The sequence below is a fragment of the Falsigemmobacter intermedius genome, from assembly GCF_004054105.1.
Lineage (GTDB): Bacteria > Pseudomonadota > Alphaproteobacteria > Rhodobacterales > Rhodobacteraceae > Wagnerdoeblera > Wagnerdoeblera intermedia.
Window position 1 is genome coordinate 41,465 of sequence record NZ_SBLC01000002.1, and the last position, 14,968, is coordinate 56,432.

Here is a 14,968-nt window from a genome sequence, read left to right on the forward strand (position 1 = left end):
TCACGCTTCCATCGCCTCCAGCTCGTCGATGAAGCCCGCAATCATGCTCAGGCCCTTATCCCAGAAAGCCGGGTCCGAGAGATCAAGGCCGAAGGGGGCGAGCAGTTCTTTGTGGTGCTTCGAGCCACCGGCTTTCAGCATCTCAAAGTACTTATCCTCAAAGCCCGGCAGACCGTCGGCATAGGCTGCATAAAGCGCATTCACCAGGCCATCGCCGAAGGCATAGGCATAGACGTAGAAGGGCGAATGCACGAAATGCGGTACATAGGACCAGAAGGTCTCATAGCCGTCCATAAAGACGAAAGCATCGCCAAGGCTTTCGGCCTGGACCGACATCCAGAGCGCATTGATGCCATCGGGCGTCAGTTCGCCATCAGCACGGGCCGCGTGGAGTTTGCACTCAAAGTCATAAAAGGCGATCTGGCGGACCACCGTGTTGATCATATCCTCAACCTTGCCCGCGAGCAGGGTCTTGCGTTCCGCCGGGGTTTTGGCGGCATCAAGGAGCTTGCGGAAGGTCAGCATCTCGCCAAAGACCGAGGCGGTCTCAGCCAGCGTCAGCGGGGTTGAAGACAGCATCTCGCCCTGCCCGGCCGCCAGCACCTGGTGGACGCCATGGCCCAGTTCATGGGCCAGCGTCATCACATCGCGCGGTTTGCCAAGGTAGTTCAGCATGACATAGGGGTGCACGGTGGTGACCGTCGGATGCGCAAAAGCGCCCGGCGCTTTCCCGGCTTTCACGCCTGCATCAATCCAGCCCTTCTTGAAGAAAGGCTCGGCGATTTCGGCCATGCGCGGATCAAACGCCGCATAGGCCTCCATCACCGTCTTTTCCGCCTCTTCCCAGGAGACTACTTTCGGGGTCTCGCTCGGCAGAGGCGCGTTGCGGTCCCAGACCTGCAGCTTATCAAGCCCCATCCATTTCGCCTTCAGGCGGTAATACCGGTGCGAGAGTTTGGGATAGGCCGCGACCACCGCATTGCGCAGCGCCTCAACCACTTCGGGCTCAACGTGGTTTGAGAGGTGGCGCGCATGCTGCGGCGTGGGCATTTTGCGCCAGCGGTCGTCGATTTCTTTCTCTTTCGCCAGCGTGTTGTGAATACGGGCGAAGAGTTTGATGTTTTTGTCGAACACCGCCGCCAGAGCCTTTGCCGCCGCTTCGCGTTTGCTGCGGTCGGGGTCGGTCAGAAGGTTCAGCGTGGCTTCAAGGTTCAGCTCATCTTCTTCAAACGGCAGTTTGAAGGTGAGGCCCACCATGGTCTCATCAAAAAGCTTGTTCCAGGCCGAAGCGCCCACGACCGAGGCGTCATGCAGAAACTTCTCCAGCTCATCCGAGAGCTGGTGCGGGCGCATGGCGCGCATGCGGTCAAAGACCGGCTTATAGCGGGCCAGATCGGCATTTTCCGCCAGACGGGCGGCCAGCGCCTCATCTTCCAGGCGGTTGAATTCCAGCGAGAAGAACACCAGCGGCGTGGTGGCATCGGTAATGCGCTCCTGCACGGCCGAGATGAACTGCGCGCGCTCCGAATCCATGGTGTTCTGATAGTAACGCAGCCCCGCAAAGGACATCAGACGGCCTGCGATGACATCAATCTCTTCATAGCGCTGCACGCAGGCCAGCAGGCCCGCCGCATCAAGCGTGTGAAGTTTGCCCTCATAGTCCGCAGCAAAGGCCGCAGCCTCTTCGTCGAGCCAGTCGAGATCGCGGATCAGTTCCGGCGCATCTTCCGAGGTGTAGAGATCGCTCAGGTCCCATTCAGGCAGATTGCCGAAGCCGCCGCCCCCCTTCGCTCCGGTCGTGGCATCAAAGACGGGGCGCGGGAAAGAACGGATCATGGAAGCCTCTCAAGCGTTGCACCCCGAATACATAAGAGGACCGCCCCCGGGGTGCAACGGCGGGCTCTGCCGGTTCGCCGGAACGGCGGTTTACTGAACAACGACCTCATCGGCGCGCAGATAGCCCAACACGACCCGCGCCCGCTCATCCAGCAGGTCGAGATCAAGGTGGGTATCCGAAAGCCGTTCGGTCAGGTTCTGCATCCGCGCCAGCTCTGCCTCAAGTTCGGCCTTGCGAACCTCAAGTTTTGCGATGTCGGCGGAAATCTGAACCCTGCGGAAGATCCCGTGATCCCCCTGCATCGCTGCGAAGGCGAAGTAACCCGAAATGGCCACAGCACACATTAACCAGAGTGCTGTGGCCACGGGTGGGCTGGAATGAGTGCCTGTCATGGTCTGCCTCACAGGGGTCTTTTCGCCCCTTGTGCTGATGTTATGGCACAGGTGATTCGCAATGTGAATCCCCCTGATTCGCCGCTGGGTAGTTTTTTTCGCCTATTTGCAGAATCACACCCGTGGAGGATGCTTTTCTGCGGGAGGACTGTTCATGTTTTACGCAGGAAGAAGCCGCCAGACCACTCACGAGGTGTTCAACCAGCCCGAAGCCTGCGCCCGTGACCTCTGGGCCACAGACGCGCCCCTGCGGCACTGGGTCAGCGTCATCGGCGCCGATGCCGCGCATCTGACTGATTTTGGGGCAAAAGCCGGATCCGCAGAGATGCGGGAGGCCGGGTTTGAGGCCAATCGCCACCCGCCTGAACTGCGGCTTTTTGATCGCGGCGGCCGCAGGCTCGATGAGGTGGCTTTTCATCCCGCTTATCACAGGCTGATGGATCTGGGCCTCTCCGCCGGCATCGCGGCCCTTCCCTGGGAGGGTGCGGCCATGGGCCACAGCACCCATGCCGCCATGCTTTATATGCTGAGCCAGGTTGAACCGGGCGTCTGTTGTCCGATGACGATGACCTATGCCGCCCCGGCAGCGCTCTCGGCCACACCCGCGATTGCCGCCGGTTGGGTGCCAAAGCTGACCACTCGCGGCTATGATCCCACCCCCGGCCCCGTCGCGCAGAAACGCGCCGCCACCATGGGCATGGCAATGACCGAGAAACAGGGCGGATCGGATGTGCGCACCAATACCACCCGCGCACTGCGGGATGGCGATGACTGGCGCCTGACGGGGCATAAGTGGTTCTGCTCTGCCCCGATGTGCGACGGTTTTCTGACCTTGGCGCAGACCGATGGGGGGCTCAGCTGCTTTCTGGTCCCGCGCCACACCCCGGATGGGGCGCGCAATGCCCTGCAGATCCAGCGGTTGAAGGACAAACTCGGCAACCGCGCCAATGCAAGCTCCGAGATCGAATATCACAACGCCTGGGCCCAGATGGTCGGCGCGGAAGGCGCGGGCGTGAAGACCATCATTGAGATGGTGCAGCACACCCGGCTTGATACGGCTGTAGCCCCTGCGGGGCTGATGCAGGCCGCGCTGTCTGAGGCCTTCTGGTGGGTTGAGGGGCGATCGGCCTTTCAGCGCCGGCTGATTGACCAGCCGCTGATGCGCTCGGTCCTTGCCGATCTCTCGCTTGAGGCTGAGGGGGCGCTCGCACTCTCAATGCGGGTGGCGCGGGCCTTTGACACCCCCGCTGAGCGGGCTTTCGCGCGGATCGCTGTGGCGGTGGCGAAATTCTGGTCCAACAAACGCGCCCCTTGGCTGATTGTTGAGGCGATGGAATGCCTGGGCGGCATGGGCTACGTCGAAGAGACACCCCTGCCGCTTCTCTACCGCGAAGCGCCGCTGAACGGGATCTGGGAGGGTTCGGGCAATGTGATCTGCCTCGACATCCTGCGGGCGCTGGCACGGGAGCCCGACAGCGCCGGGGCCCTGCGGGCAGAGCTTCTCGCCGCAAAAGGCGCGGACCGCCGCTATGACGCCGCCCTTAAGGCGCATCTTGAGCGCTGGCCCGCCCTGCCCCCGGAGGCTGAGGCCCGCTGGTTTGCCGAGCGGCTGGCGGTTCTTCTTGCAGGCTCAATCCTGCTGCGCGAGGGGGACAGCGCCACCGCCGACGGCTGGATCGCCACCCGGATTGAGGGCACGCGCGGCCATGTCCCGGGGGCTGTCAGCGGGCTTGACAGCGACGCAATCCTGCGCCGCAGACAAAGCGCGTAAACACGGCACGAAACCCGCATCCGTCCGGCCCCGCGCCGGGCGGAACGGGGACATCCTGCCGCAGGCAGGATCGAAACATTCACCCGCGTGAACGGGCTGCAGGCGAAAGGCGTTCTTAGTTTCAGGCCCCGATTGCCCGTTTTTGCACGGACCGTTAGCCTCTCGCCATACAGTGGCGGAGGAAACAGCCCATGACCCGGACCCCCGGTTTTGAAACCCTGCAAATTCACGCCGGCGCAAAGCCCGATCCGGCCACCGGCGCGCGCCAGGTGCCGATCTATCAGACCACAGCCTATGTGTTCCGCGATGCCGATCATGCCGCGAAGCTCTTTAACCTTCAGGAGGTGGGCTATATCTACTCGCGCCTGACCAACCCGACCGTTTCGGCCCTGGCCGAGCGGATCACCGCGCTGGAAGGCGGTATGGGCGGGATCTGCTGCTCCTCGGGTCACGCGGCCCAGATCATGGCGCTTTTCCCGCTGATGGGACCGGGCACCAATGTGGTTGCCTCAAACCGCCTTTATGGCGGCACGATCACCCAGCTGACGCAGACCATCAAACGCTTCGGCTGGTCGGCGAAATTCGTGGACTTCGACGATCCCGCCGCCATGGAAGCGGCCGTGGATGAGAACACCCGCGCTTTCTTCTGCGAGTCCATCGCCAACCCGGCGGGCTATCTGATCGACATCGCCGCCGCCGCAAAGGTCGCCGATAAGGTCGGGCTGCCGCTCATTGTCGATAACACCTCCGCCACCCCCTATCTGTGCAATCCGATCAAACATGGCGCGACCCTGGTGGTGCATTCGACCACCAAATATCTGACCGGCAATGGCACGGTGACCGGCGGCGCGGTGATTGATTCCGGCAAATTTGACTGGGGCAAATCAGGCAAATTCCCCTCGCTTGCAGCCCCCGAGCCCGCCTATCACGGGTTGAACTTCTATGAAGCGCTCGGCGGCATGGCCTTTACCTTCCACTCCATCGCCGTGGGCCTGCGCGATCTGGGCATGACGATGAACCCGCAGGCGGCGCATTACACGCTGATGGGCATTGAGACGCTGTCGCTGCGGATGGAGCGTCACGTTGAGAACGCCCGCAAAGTCGCCGCTTGGCTGGAGGCCGATCCGCGCATCGAAAAAGTCACCTATGGCGGTCTTGAAAGCGCCCCCTGCTTTGAACGCACCAAGACCATCTACACCAAAGGTGCAGGGGCGCTGTTCACCTTCGCGGTGAAGGGCGGCTATGAGGCCTGCGTGAAACTGGTGGAAAGCCTGGAGCTTTTCTCCCATGTCGCCAACCTTGGCGATACCCGCAGCCTGATTATCCACCCCGCCTCAACCACCCACCGCCAGCTCACGGAAGAGCAGCAGGTGGCCGCAGGGGCCGCGCCGAATATGGTGCGCGTCTCGATCGGGATTGAGACGGCGGAAGATATCATCGCCGATCTGGACCAGGCGCTGAGCAAAGCAACCGCCTGATTTCCGGCGAAGTTCTGAACGGGCCTCCCTTCTCTGCGAGGGGAGGCCTTTTCAGTGCCAAGTCCGGGAAGTTTCGGGAAAAAATCACGAGAGAGCACAAATTCTTTGCGCCCCCCTCTTGCACCACCCGGCAGGGACGGCTATTCACCCCCTCACCGAAAGGACGCTGCAGTAGCTCAGTGGTAGAGCACTCCCTTGGTAAGGGAGAGGTCGAGAGTTCAATCCTCTCCTGCAGCACCATCCCTTCGCCTTTAGTGCTGCAGTAGCTCAGTGGCAGAGCACTCCCTTGGTAAGGGAGAGGTCGAGAGTTCAATCCTCTCTTGCAGCACCATAATCTCCCCTTAAAACACCAAAGACAGCGCCTGATTTCAGAGCGGACGTCACACGGGCTGCCCGTTGGTTTCAGACCTGTGAGAAACCATCCTCCAGGATGACACGCAGACTCTGCGCAGAAAAACCATCTGGCCTTTCGGGGCGCGACGGCCCCGCCTGAAGCGCCATGAGGGACTGCTCAGAGACGCCGGAGCCGTTTGGGGTAATAGGTCCAGGCCAGGAAGCGGCTTTCCTTCTGCCCCTGCGCCATATCGACAACCCGCGTCTCTGCCACAGCCGCTTTGTCCAGCACACGCGACAAAGGTCTGAGGTTGTCCTTCTTCGAGATCAGGCAGGTAAACCACAGACACTGCTCGGAAAATTCGGCGCTTTGCTCAATCATGCGGGCCACGAAGCCCACCTCACCACCCGGGCACCAAAGCTCGGCATTCTGGCCGCCAAAGTTCAGCGCCCCGCTGTTGCCCCGGCCCAGATTGCGCCACTTGCGACGGCTGCCGCTTTCGGCCGCCTCCGGCGAGGCGTGGAAGGGCGGGTTGCACAGGGTCACATGAAACAGATCGTCACGCCGGATCACACCCCGGAAGATGTCTTCGGGGTTGCTCTGCAGCCTCAGGTCAATCGACAGATCATTCTGCCGACAGATCTCCCGCGCGGAAGCGATTGAGACCGGATCGATGTCAACGGCGGTGAAGCGCCAGCCATATTCATGCTGCCCGGTCAGCGGATAGACCAGGCTCGCGCCGGTCCCGATGTCGAGCGCGGAGATCTGCGCCCCCCGCGGGGGGCGGCCCCCGTTTTCCCCGGCCAGAAGGTCGGCGAGGTAATGGATATAATCAACGCGCCCCGGGATCGGCGGGCACAGATATCCGGGCGGTATCTCCCAGAACTCAAGATCGTAATGGGCGCGCAGCAGAGCGCCGTTTAGACTGCGCACGGCCTGGGCATCGGCGAAATCAATCGTTCTCTGCCCCCGTGGGTTCAGGGTGACATAGGCCGCCAAATCGGGAGATTTCGCCATAAGACGATCAAAATCATAGCCCTCGCGGTGTTGGTTGCGGGGGTGGAGCATGGGTTTGACAGCCATGGGAAACCTGAATGTTACGTGGCACCTGGCGCGCCGGACAGGAGGCGGAACTTAAAGCCTCAGAGCGGGCGGCGGAATAGCTGAAACCGGAAAGAGGGGCGGTATGATGCAGCAGCCCCGCCCGGCTTTTCTTCCGGCGGACTAAGATAGAGCCGGATGCGGCGGCCCTCAGCGCCGACCATTCTGCGAGGCATGTCGCAGCCAGGCGACCGGATGTGCGAAAGCCCGCCACAGTCCACTGCGGCGGGCTTTGACAAATGCCGCGCGATCAGCCGCCGGTCTGGCGTTGCAGGGCGCGCAGCTGGTCGCTGTTCAGATAGCCGCTCTCCGTGCTGCCCTGACTGCGCTGCCAGGCCCGCAGAGCCTGACGGGTGCGCCGGTCAAAAGTGCCCGCCGTGCTCTGGGTGTCGTGTCCCAGTAGCGTCAGGCGCAGCTGAACTTCCCGCCGCTCGCTGACGGAAAGGCCAAGGGCGCGTTCCGCCGCCTCGTCGGCACCGCTGGTGACAGGGGGCGGCGTCGCTCCGGGGCGGCGCAGATCGCCGTATTGCCGCGAGAGCAGCGCCACATCCTGAGCGGTGACATAGCCGGTCTCCGAGAGCCGGTTCGCCCGCTGCCACGAGCGGATCGCGATGCGGGTGTTGTTGCCCCAGGCCCCGTCGGCCCCGCGGGTGTCATGGCCAAGCGCGGTCAGCTGTTGCTGAATCTCAAGCCGCTGGCTGCGCGTCAGCCCCAGAGCGGCCTCCTGCGCGGCCGGTGTGGTGACCGAAGGGGGCGGCGTCACGGGGGCGCGGCCAAGGTCACGGTACTGACTTGCGATCAACGCCAGATCCTGAGCGCTGACATAGCCGGTCTCGGCAAAGCGGTTGGCGCGCTGCCAGGAGCGGATGGCGGACCGGGTGTTATTGCCCCAGGCACCATCGGCGCCATAGGTGTTAAAGCCAAGCGCCGTCAGCTGCTGCTGCACCTCAACCCGGCGCGCCGCACTCAGCCCGAGCGCGGCTTCAGCGCTGGCTGCCGCATTCACGGAAGGCACCGGCTGCGGCGGCAGCGGCTGCACAGAGCCGGGGCGCAGCGCATTGATCGCGGCGATGGCATCCTGACGGAAAGCGCCCTGCGGGAAGCTGCTGAGATAATTTTCATAGGCCGCAATGCTGTTGCGCCCCTGGGCCTGCACGAAGGCATTCCGGTCAAGCTCCTGGGTGATCATCGCGCGGGCAACCCCGCCGATCCCGTCCTGAGCCGCAGCGCCCATGGGGGCGGAAAGCCCGGCCAGGATCAGCAGCGGCAAAGTGACCTTTTTCATCTCGCTCTCCTTCTTGGCGGATGCAGGAACAGGCCGTCATCCGGCCCGCCCACTCAAGGCAAAACGCCCTGCTCTGCAAACGGTTGCAGCCTCGCAGGCCGTTGCAGCGCTCAGGCGAATTTACGCCGGGTGAGAAAATCGATGAAGGCTTTCAGCGCCGCCGTAGCGTGGCGCGCATCCGCATAGACCAGCTGGATGACCACGTCCTGGATCGGGTGATCGACCAGCACCTGCACCAGACGCCCTGCCGCCAGATCCTCAGCGATCAGGCTTTCAGGCAGCACCGAAATCCCCTGCCCGCTGAGAGCGGCCGCGCGCAGCATTTCCCAGTTATTGGCCTGGAGAACGGCGTTGACGCGCTGCCAGGTGACCTCTCCCTTGCGCATCAGCGGCCAGACAGTGGTCTCTGAGATGAGAGAGTGATGCAGGCAGCGCCGCTCGGCCAGATCCTCAGGCGCTGCGGGCGCACCGGCCTCAGCCAGATAGGCAGGAGAGGCCACCATCATGGCAGAGACCGTATGAAGCCTGCGCGCAAATAGCGTCGAATCCGGCAGACGCCCGCCCATGATGGCCGCATCAAGCCCGTCCTGATGCAGATCAGACCGCCCCTCGGTCAGCACCAGATCGAGCGTCACCTCCGGAAACTCGAGCATGAAGTCGGACACGACGGGCTGAAGCGTGCTCATCATATAGATCTTCGGCACACCGATGCGCAGACGACCCGCCACTTTCGATGAGGCCTCACGTATATCTTCATTGGCGCAGCGCAGATCCTCCAGGATGCGGCGCACGCGGTCATAATACCGCTGGCCCAGATCCGTCATCCGCAGGGAACGGGTCGAGCGCTGCAAAAGCCGCGTGCCAAGATCGGCTTCCAGATCGGCGATATATTTGCTCGCCTGGCTGCGGGAAATGCCCATGCGACGCGCGGCCGCCGCAAAGCTGCCCTCTTCGACCACGTGAACGTAGGTCTGTAAAATATTCGTATCCAAAACCGGCCCTGGCACAAAACTGTCACATCAGAGCGGCTGAAATAGGCAGATCCCCCCCTTCGGGCAAGCAGGGCCGGGGCGGAAAAGACCAGAGGTCTGATCACGAATGCTAATGGCGGGAATTTATACGTCAAGACCCTGTCTGACAGGTTTGCGGGCGCCCTCAGCGGGCGCCCGTGTTGTTTCCGGCCAGGGCCGGAGAGGGCCTCAGCGCGCCGAGGTCACCGGGGCGCCGGCCGAGGTTTCAACGACGGTCACGGCAACGGTATCGCTGTTCACGAAGTCACGGGCAATGGCCACATCGGTCGCCGGAACCTGAACGACTTCGCCGATCAGCTGCGAGGGGCCGCTGTTATCATTTGCGTTGTAATCAGCCGCCGAAGCACCGGTGGCAGCAAGAACGGCAAGGGTCACGATCGAAGCGATTTTTTTCATTTTCTTCATCCATTCAAAGGGAAAGGCGTGGATGCCTTTCGATGATGGAGAGGTAAGCCTGCGCTCTGAAAAGGATTAGATGTCATTCATCGCGCTCTGTGTTCGACAGGATCGGACAATCACGGAGGCGTGACAGCACAAAGCCCGGACCTTCCGGACCGGGCTTTGTGCTTGAAACTACAGGCGGATCAGATCTGCGCGGGACGGCTGCGCGGGACCGCAACCTGACCGGGCTCTTCGGTAACAATGGGCGGGCGCGGCGCACCCAGAGCCGCGCGCGACAGCTCTTTGACCCAGGCGAGGAGCACCAGCGCCAGAAGACCGCCAAGGATCACCACATCCTCCACAATCGTCAGGGTCGGGTCGAAGTAATGCAGCGCCGCACGGGCGGCAAAGGAGAGAACCGTCCCCACCGCAAAGACCGGCAGCGCCTGACGCCCCATGACCACCAGGGGCCAGGCCCAGCGAGAGGCCGAGAAGGCCCGCACATGGGTGCTCACGCTGATCAGATAGGCCAGCGACAGAACATGCAGAAGCCGCGGCAGCTGCAGATAGCCCTTGTTGAAATCGACCAGCAGATAGGGCACCCCGGCTTCGCGCAGGGTCTTCATCACCACGTAGAAGCCCTGATCGACCAGCGGCACCTGTTTGACCAGAAAGGCCAGCGAGGCATAAACCGCCGCCGCAAGGATCAGCCCGCGTCTGACCGGCACAAAGCGACGCTTCCCGCGCAGCGCAAGTCCGGTGAGCACGCCGAGCACAAAGATCAGCTGCCAGGAAAAGGGATTCAGAAACCAGCCGCCCTGGTTGGGATAATTCGGCAGGTTCTGCCAGGTGATCCCTGCCGCCGCCCAGACGGCAAGCGAGCCGATCAGCAGCCAGCCCGGCCGCCGCTGCCCCGCCCAGATCAGCAAAGGCGCCACCAGCATCAGCAGGATATAAAGCGGCAGAATATTCACATAGCCGAACTGATGCAGCAAAAGCGGCAGCCCGATCAGCACGCCAACAGGGTCTTCGACAAAGCGGTTGAAGTTGTCCCGTGAGATCAGTTCAGGCACTTCGCCAAAGCGCAGCATCGCCGCCACAAGGCCCAGCACCGTGACCGAAATCACGATATGGACCATGTAAAGAACCCAGGCGCGATGCCAGGGTCCGGCAATCCCGGCCCACCAGCGCTTCGCCTCAAAGTGTTTGGCATAGGCCAGGGCCGCCGAAACGCCCGCCAGCAGAACAAAAGCTTCGGCCGCATCCGAGAAGCCGAAGTTCTTCGAGGTCAGCACCTCATAGTGATTGCCCGGCACGTGGTTGATGAAAATCATCGCAAGCGCGAGGCCCCGGATCATATCGATCCGGCCATCACGGGGCGGTGCAGAGACCGCTGGAGGGGAGCTTATGTGTTTCACACTTCGGCATCTGCCGCCTCTCTTCGGTAAAGGCAAGTGAGGTAACAGATTTATGTAAAAATGTGGCGAACTCCCGCCCGTCGTCGTCCCACCATGCGCGAAGGCCTGCGCGTGCGAAACTCAGGGTGGAACCACCCGGGCAATCAGCGGGTTATTGCGCCCAGCACCATCCGTCTGGCCGTCCCGGGGAGGTGCGCGGCAACAAAAAGCCCCGGCTGCGGCATAGCCGCAACCGGGGCTTTAAAAGGGTCAGCGTTCAGGCGCGCAGGTAGCGCACCAGATGCCCGCCGCCGATGTCGATCAGCTCTGACGCCTCCGGCGGCTCAAAGACATTCGGCGGCACCGAGCCGTCGCCCATGTGACGGTAACCCGCAGGCGCAGGCGGCAGCACTTTGACCAGCGCCTCGGTGTCTTCCTTCAGGAAGGTATCCGGGTCCGGAATCGCGGCAATCAGACGGCGGGTATAGGGGTGCTGCGGGTTCTCAAAGATCGCCTGCCAGGGCCCCTGCTCAACGATCTGACCGAAGAACATCACGACCACACGGTCGGACATATGCTCAACCACGCTCAGGTCGTGCGAGATCATCACGTAAGACAGCTGGAATTTTTCCTGCAGATCGAGCAGCAGGTTGATGATCTGCGCCCGGATCGACACATCAAGCGCCGAGACCGGCTCATCGAGCACCACGATCTCCGGCTCAAGGATCAGCGCACGGGCAATGCCGATGCGCTGGCGCTGACCGCCTGAGAACTCATGCGGATAGCGTTTACCCTGCTCGGGCGTGAGCCCCACGTTTTTCAGCATGGCGCTGATGCGGCGTTCAATCTCGGCCTTGTCTTTGACGCCATGGAGCCTGAGCGGCTGTTCAAGCGACTGCCAGACGGTCTGACGCGGATTGAGTGAGGCATAGGGGTCCTGAAACACCATCTGCGCCGCGCGCGCCCGCGCCATGCGGCCCGGGGCCTGGGGTCCGGTCATCGGTTTGCCGTGAAAGCGGATGCTGCCCTCAGTCGGCTCCTGCAGCCCCATGATCGCCAGAGCCGTGGTGGATTTGCCGCAGCCCGATTCCCCCACGACCGAGAGGCACTCGCCCCGTGCCAGATCAAAGCTCAAGCCGTTGACGGCATGCAGATAGCGTTTGCCGCCCCCCAGCAGGCCCCCCGAAGTGATCGGGAAACGCACATGCAGGTCTTTGACTTCAAGGATCGGTGCCGTCATTGCGCCGCCCCTCCTTCCGTAATGCGGGGCGCGATATAGCGCTCCTGCGTCAGCACCGAGCGGTCCGCGATGATGCTGTCGATATCCACCAGACGGTTGCGGCTGTCTGCGGTGCGCGAGCCCAGACGCGGCAGCGCCCCCAGAAGCCCCTTGGTGTAGGTATGCTGCGGGTTTGAGAAGAGCGCACGGGTGTCGTTTTCTTCCACCAGAACGCCCGAATACATCACCCCCACCCGCTGACAGACCGAGGCAATCACGCCAAGGTCGTGGCTGATGAACAAAACCGCCGTGCCGCGCTCGGCGCAAAGCTCGCGGATCAGTTTCAGCACTTCGGCCTGAACGGTCACATCGAGTGCCGTGGTCGGCTCATCGGCGATCAGCAGATCGGGGTTGCAGGCCAGCGCCATGGCGATCATCACCCGCTGGCGCAGACCACCCGACATCTGATGCGGATAGTTCCCGGCACGACGCTCCGGGCTGGGAACTTTGACCGCAGCCAGGGCTTCGACGGCCAGTTTCTGCCCTTCAGCCCAGGACTTGCCCTGATGCAGCACGAACATCTCTGCAATCTGGCGGCCCACCGTCTGCAGCGGGTTCAGTGCCGTCATCGGCTCCTGAAAAATCATGGCAATGCGGTTGCCCCGCAGATTGCGCATGGTCTTTTTCGAGGCCGTCAGAAGATCCTCACCCCGGTAAAGGATCTGCCCGCCCGTGGCTTTCAGCGGCTTTTTCAAAAGCCCCATGATCGCCAGAGAGGTGACGGATTTACCCGAGCCGGATTCGCCGACCAGACCGAAAGTCTCGCCCGGCATGATCTGCAGCGAGACCCCTTTCAGGATCGGCACGGCCTTGCCACCCTTCAGCGGCACATCGACCTTCAGGTCTTTAATCTCGATCAGCGGAGCACTCATAGTTTGCGCGTCCTCATATGCGGGTCGAGGCTGTCACGCAGTCCGTCGCCAAGAAGGTTAAAGCCGAGCACGGCAAGGAAGATCGCAAGGCCGGGGAAAATCGCGGCCCAGGGCGCAAGCTGCATCATCTCACGCGCATCCGTCAGCATGGACCCCCAGGAGGGGAACGGCGGCTGAATGCCAAGCCCGAGGAAGGACAGCGAGGCCTCTGCGAGAACCGCACCGCCCATGCCAAGGGTCGCCATCACAAGGATCGGCCCCAGCATATTGGGCAGGATCTGGGTGAACATGATCCGCAGATCAGAATAGCCCAGGGTCTGCGCGGCCTGAATATAGCCCTGCGACTTCAGCGAAAGGGTTGAGGAGCGGGCAATGCGGCAGGTCCAGGACCAGTTCGTAAAGCCAAGCGCGATCAGAAGCGACGGAAGCCCCGGCCCCAGCACCGCCATCACGGCCAGCGCGAAGATCAGCGAGGGAATGGCGAGCATAACGTTGGTCAGGCCGTTCACAAGGTCATCCCACCAGCCGCCCCAATAGCCTGCGGTCATGCCCAGCGTGACACCGATCACCGAGTTGATGATCTGCGAGACGATCCCCACGGTCAGCGAAATCTGCGCGCCGTAAAGGATACGGGTGTAGATGTCGCGGCCCTGACTGTCGGTCCCGAACCAGAATTCCCCATCCGGCGGCAGTTCCGAGTTCATCAGGTTGGCGTCAAGCACCGGATCAAAGGGCGCAAGCCAGGGCGCGAAAAGCCCGGCGAAGATCACCAGGACGGTCAGAAAACCGCCAAACCAGAGGTTAAATCCAAGGCGCATAAGCGTCACTCCTGCTTGATGCGCGGATCGATCGCTGCATAGAGCAGATCGACGGCAGTATTGATGACAAGAAACCACAGCACGATCACCAGGATCGCGCCCTGCACGACGGGGATGTCCCGGATCGCCACCGAATCGACCAGCAGCGAGCCGATGCCCGGCCAGGCAAAAAGCTTTTCAATCACAACCGCCTGCCCGATCAGCGAGCCGAACTGCAGACCCACGGTGGTCACGATCAGCACCAGGGCGTTGCGCGCCACATGGCGGCGCACCACGGCGCTCTCGCTCATACCCTTGGCATGAGCAGTGCGGATGAAGTCTGAGTTGATGACATCAAGAACCCCGGCCCGGGTCGTGCGTGCCAGCAGCGCCAGCGGCGTCACGCCCAGTGCCATTGCGGGCAGAATCAGGTTGCGGATCGAGCCGTCACCATAGCCAAAGCTCGGCAGCCAGTTCAGCTGAAGCGCAAAAAGCATCATCAGCAGCAGGCCCAGCCAGAACTGCGGCAGCGACAGCCCCGAGACCGCGCCGATCATCGTCACACTGTCAAAAAGCGAGCCCGGACGCAGCGCCGCCATAAAGCCCAGCGGCACACCGATCACCACGGCAAAGACCATGGCCGCAATGGCCAGCTTCAGCGAGGGCCACATCCGCTCGCCGAGCATATCCAGCACCGGCAGGCGGGTGCGGAAGGAAGTGCCAAGGTCAAAGCGTGCAAGATCCCAGATATAGGTGGTAAAGCGCTCCAGCAGCGGACGATCCAGCCCGAACTCGCGGTTCAGACGCTCAATCAGCTGCGGATCGGCATTGGTGCGGCCATCGGAAAACAGCGCCGTGGCGAAACTTCCGGGCACCACCGAGAAGATCACAAAGATCAGCAGCGCCACGACAAAAAGTGTCGGGATCATCTGCAGGATCCGTCGGAGGGTAAATTTAAGCATGGTCCGGTCCCCTGTCCGGCCCCGGAGCGGAAGCGCTGCGGGGATCAGGTC

Annotated in this window: 13 protein-coding genes and 2 tRNA genes; 4 read left to right on the top strand and 11 right to left on the bottom strand. The window is 62.4% G+C overall.

The window, feature by feature from the left end:
* Together EP867_RS01335 and EP867_RS01340 are read right to left on the bottom strand one after the other, a co-directional pair.
* Complete coding sequence (locus tag EP867_RS01335) at positions 1–1,836, bottom strand: M3 family oligoendopeptidase (protein ID WP_128486419.1); 1,836 nt, start codon at positions 1,834–1,836, stop codon at positions 1–3.
* A 90-nt stretch (positions 1,837–1,926) separates the two neighbouring features.
* Positions 1,927–2,229: an FtsB family cell division protein gene (locus EP867_RS01340; RefSeq protein ID WP_128486420.1), complete on the bottom strand. Its 303-nt coding sequence runs from the start codon at positions 2,227–2,229 to the stop codon at positions 1,927–1,929.
* A 154-nt stretch (positions 2,230–2,383) separates the two neighbouring features.
* On the opposite strand from EP867_RS01340, the gene EP867_RS01345 reads away from it, so the two are divergent.
* From EP867_RS01345 to EP867_RS01360, 4 genes are all read left to right on the top strand, one after another.
* Positions 2,384–4,000 (top strand): acyl-CoA dehydrogenase family protein, encoded by a 1,617-nt coding sequence (locus EP867_RS01345; RefSeq protein ID WP_128486421.1) that lies wholly within the window; start codon positions 2,384–2,386, stop codon positions 3,998–4,000.
* 191 nt (positions 4,001–4,191) lie between these two features.
* Positions 4,192–5,478 carry an O-acetylhomoserine aminocarboxypropyltransferase/cysteine synthase family protein gene (locus EP867_RS01350; RefSeq protein WP_128486422.1) on the top strand — a complete coding sequence of 429 codons (1,287 nt, stop codon included), beginning with the start codon at positions 4,192–4,194 and terminating at the stop codon, positions 5,476–5,478.
* A 165-nt stretch (positions 5,479–5,643) separates the two neighbouring features.
* Positions 5,644–5,718: transfer RNA gene (locus EP867_RS01355), tRNA-Thr, on the top strand.
* A gap of 16 nt (positions 5,719–5,734) precedes the next feature.
* Positions 5,735–5,809, top strand: a tRNA-Thr gene (locus EP867_RS01360).
* Positions 5,810–5,989: 180 nt separating this feature from the next.
* On the opposite strand, the gene rlmF is transcribed toward EP867_RS01360, so the two are convergent.
* The 9 genes from rlmF to EP867_RS01405 form a co-directional block, all read right to left on the bottom strand.
* Positions 5,990–6,895, bottom strand: a complete 906-nt coding sequence (rlmF, locus tag EP867_RS01365) for a 23S rRNA (adenine(1618)-N(6))-methyltransferase RlmF (protein WP_128486423.1) — start codon at positions 6,893–6,895, stop codon at positions 5,990–5,992.
* 268 nt (positions 6,896–7,163) lie between these two features.
* Positions 7,164–8,198 (bottom strand): peptidoglycan-binding domain-containing protein, encoded by a 1,035-nt coding sequence (locus EP867_RS01370; RefSeq protein ID WP_128486424.1) that lies wholly within the window; start codon positions 8,196–8,198, stop codon positions 7,164–7,166.
* Positions 8,199–8,308: 110 nt separating this feature from the next.
* Positions 8,309–9,190 (bottom strand): LysR family transcriptional regulator, encoded by an 882-nt coding sequence (locus tag EP867_RS01375; protein ID WP_164888733.1) that lies wholly within the window; start codon positions 9,188–9,190, stop codon positions 8,309–8,311.
* A gap of 207 nt (positions 9,191–9,397) precedes the next feature.
* The gene (locus tag EP867_RS01380) at positions 9,398–9,625 is read right to left on the bottom strand and encodes a hypothetical protein (RefSeq protein WP_128486426.1); all 228 of its coding nucleotides are present in this window, start codon (positions 9,623–9,625) and stop codon (positions 9,398–9,400) included.
* A gap of 188 nt (positions 9,626–9,813) precedes the next feature.
* Positions 9,814–11,028 carry an OpgC family protein gene (locus EP867_RS01385; protein ID WP_277749352.1) on the bottom strand — a complete coding sequence of 405 codons (1,215 nt, stop codon included), beginning with the start codon at positions 11,026–11,028 and terminating at the stop codon, positions 9,814–9,816.
* A 256-nt stretch (positions 11,029–11,284) separates the two neighbouring features.
* Entirely contained in the window at positions 11,285–12,247 is a 963-nt protein-coding gene (locus tag EP867_RS01390) for an ABC transporter ATP-binding protein (protein WP_128486428.1), read from the bottom strand.
* Entirely contained in the window at positions 12,244–13,158 is a 915-nt protein-coding gene (locus tag EP867_RS01395; protein ID WP_128486429.1) for an ABC transporter ATP-binding protein, read from the bottom strand. The genes EP867_RS01390 and EP867_RS01395 overlap by 4 nt, the downstream gene beginning before the upstream one ends.
* The gene (locus EP867_RS01400) at positions 13,155–13,976 is read right to left on the bottom strand and encodes an ABC transporter permease (RefSeq protein ID WP_128486430.1); all 822 of its coding nucleotides are present in this window, start codon (positions 13,974–13,976) and stop codon (positions 13,155–13,157) included. The genes EP867_RS01395 and EP867_RS01400 overlap by 4 nt, the downstream gene beginning before the upstream one ends.
* A 5-nt stretch (positions 13,977–13,981) precedes the next feature.
* On the bottom strand, positions 13,982–14,917 hold the full coding sequence (locus EP867_RS01405; protein WP_128486431.1) for an ABC transporter permease: 936 nt from the start codon (positions 14,915–14,917) through the stop codon (positions 13,982–13,984).
* Positions 14,918–14,968: the final 51 nt, after the last annotated feature.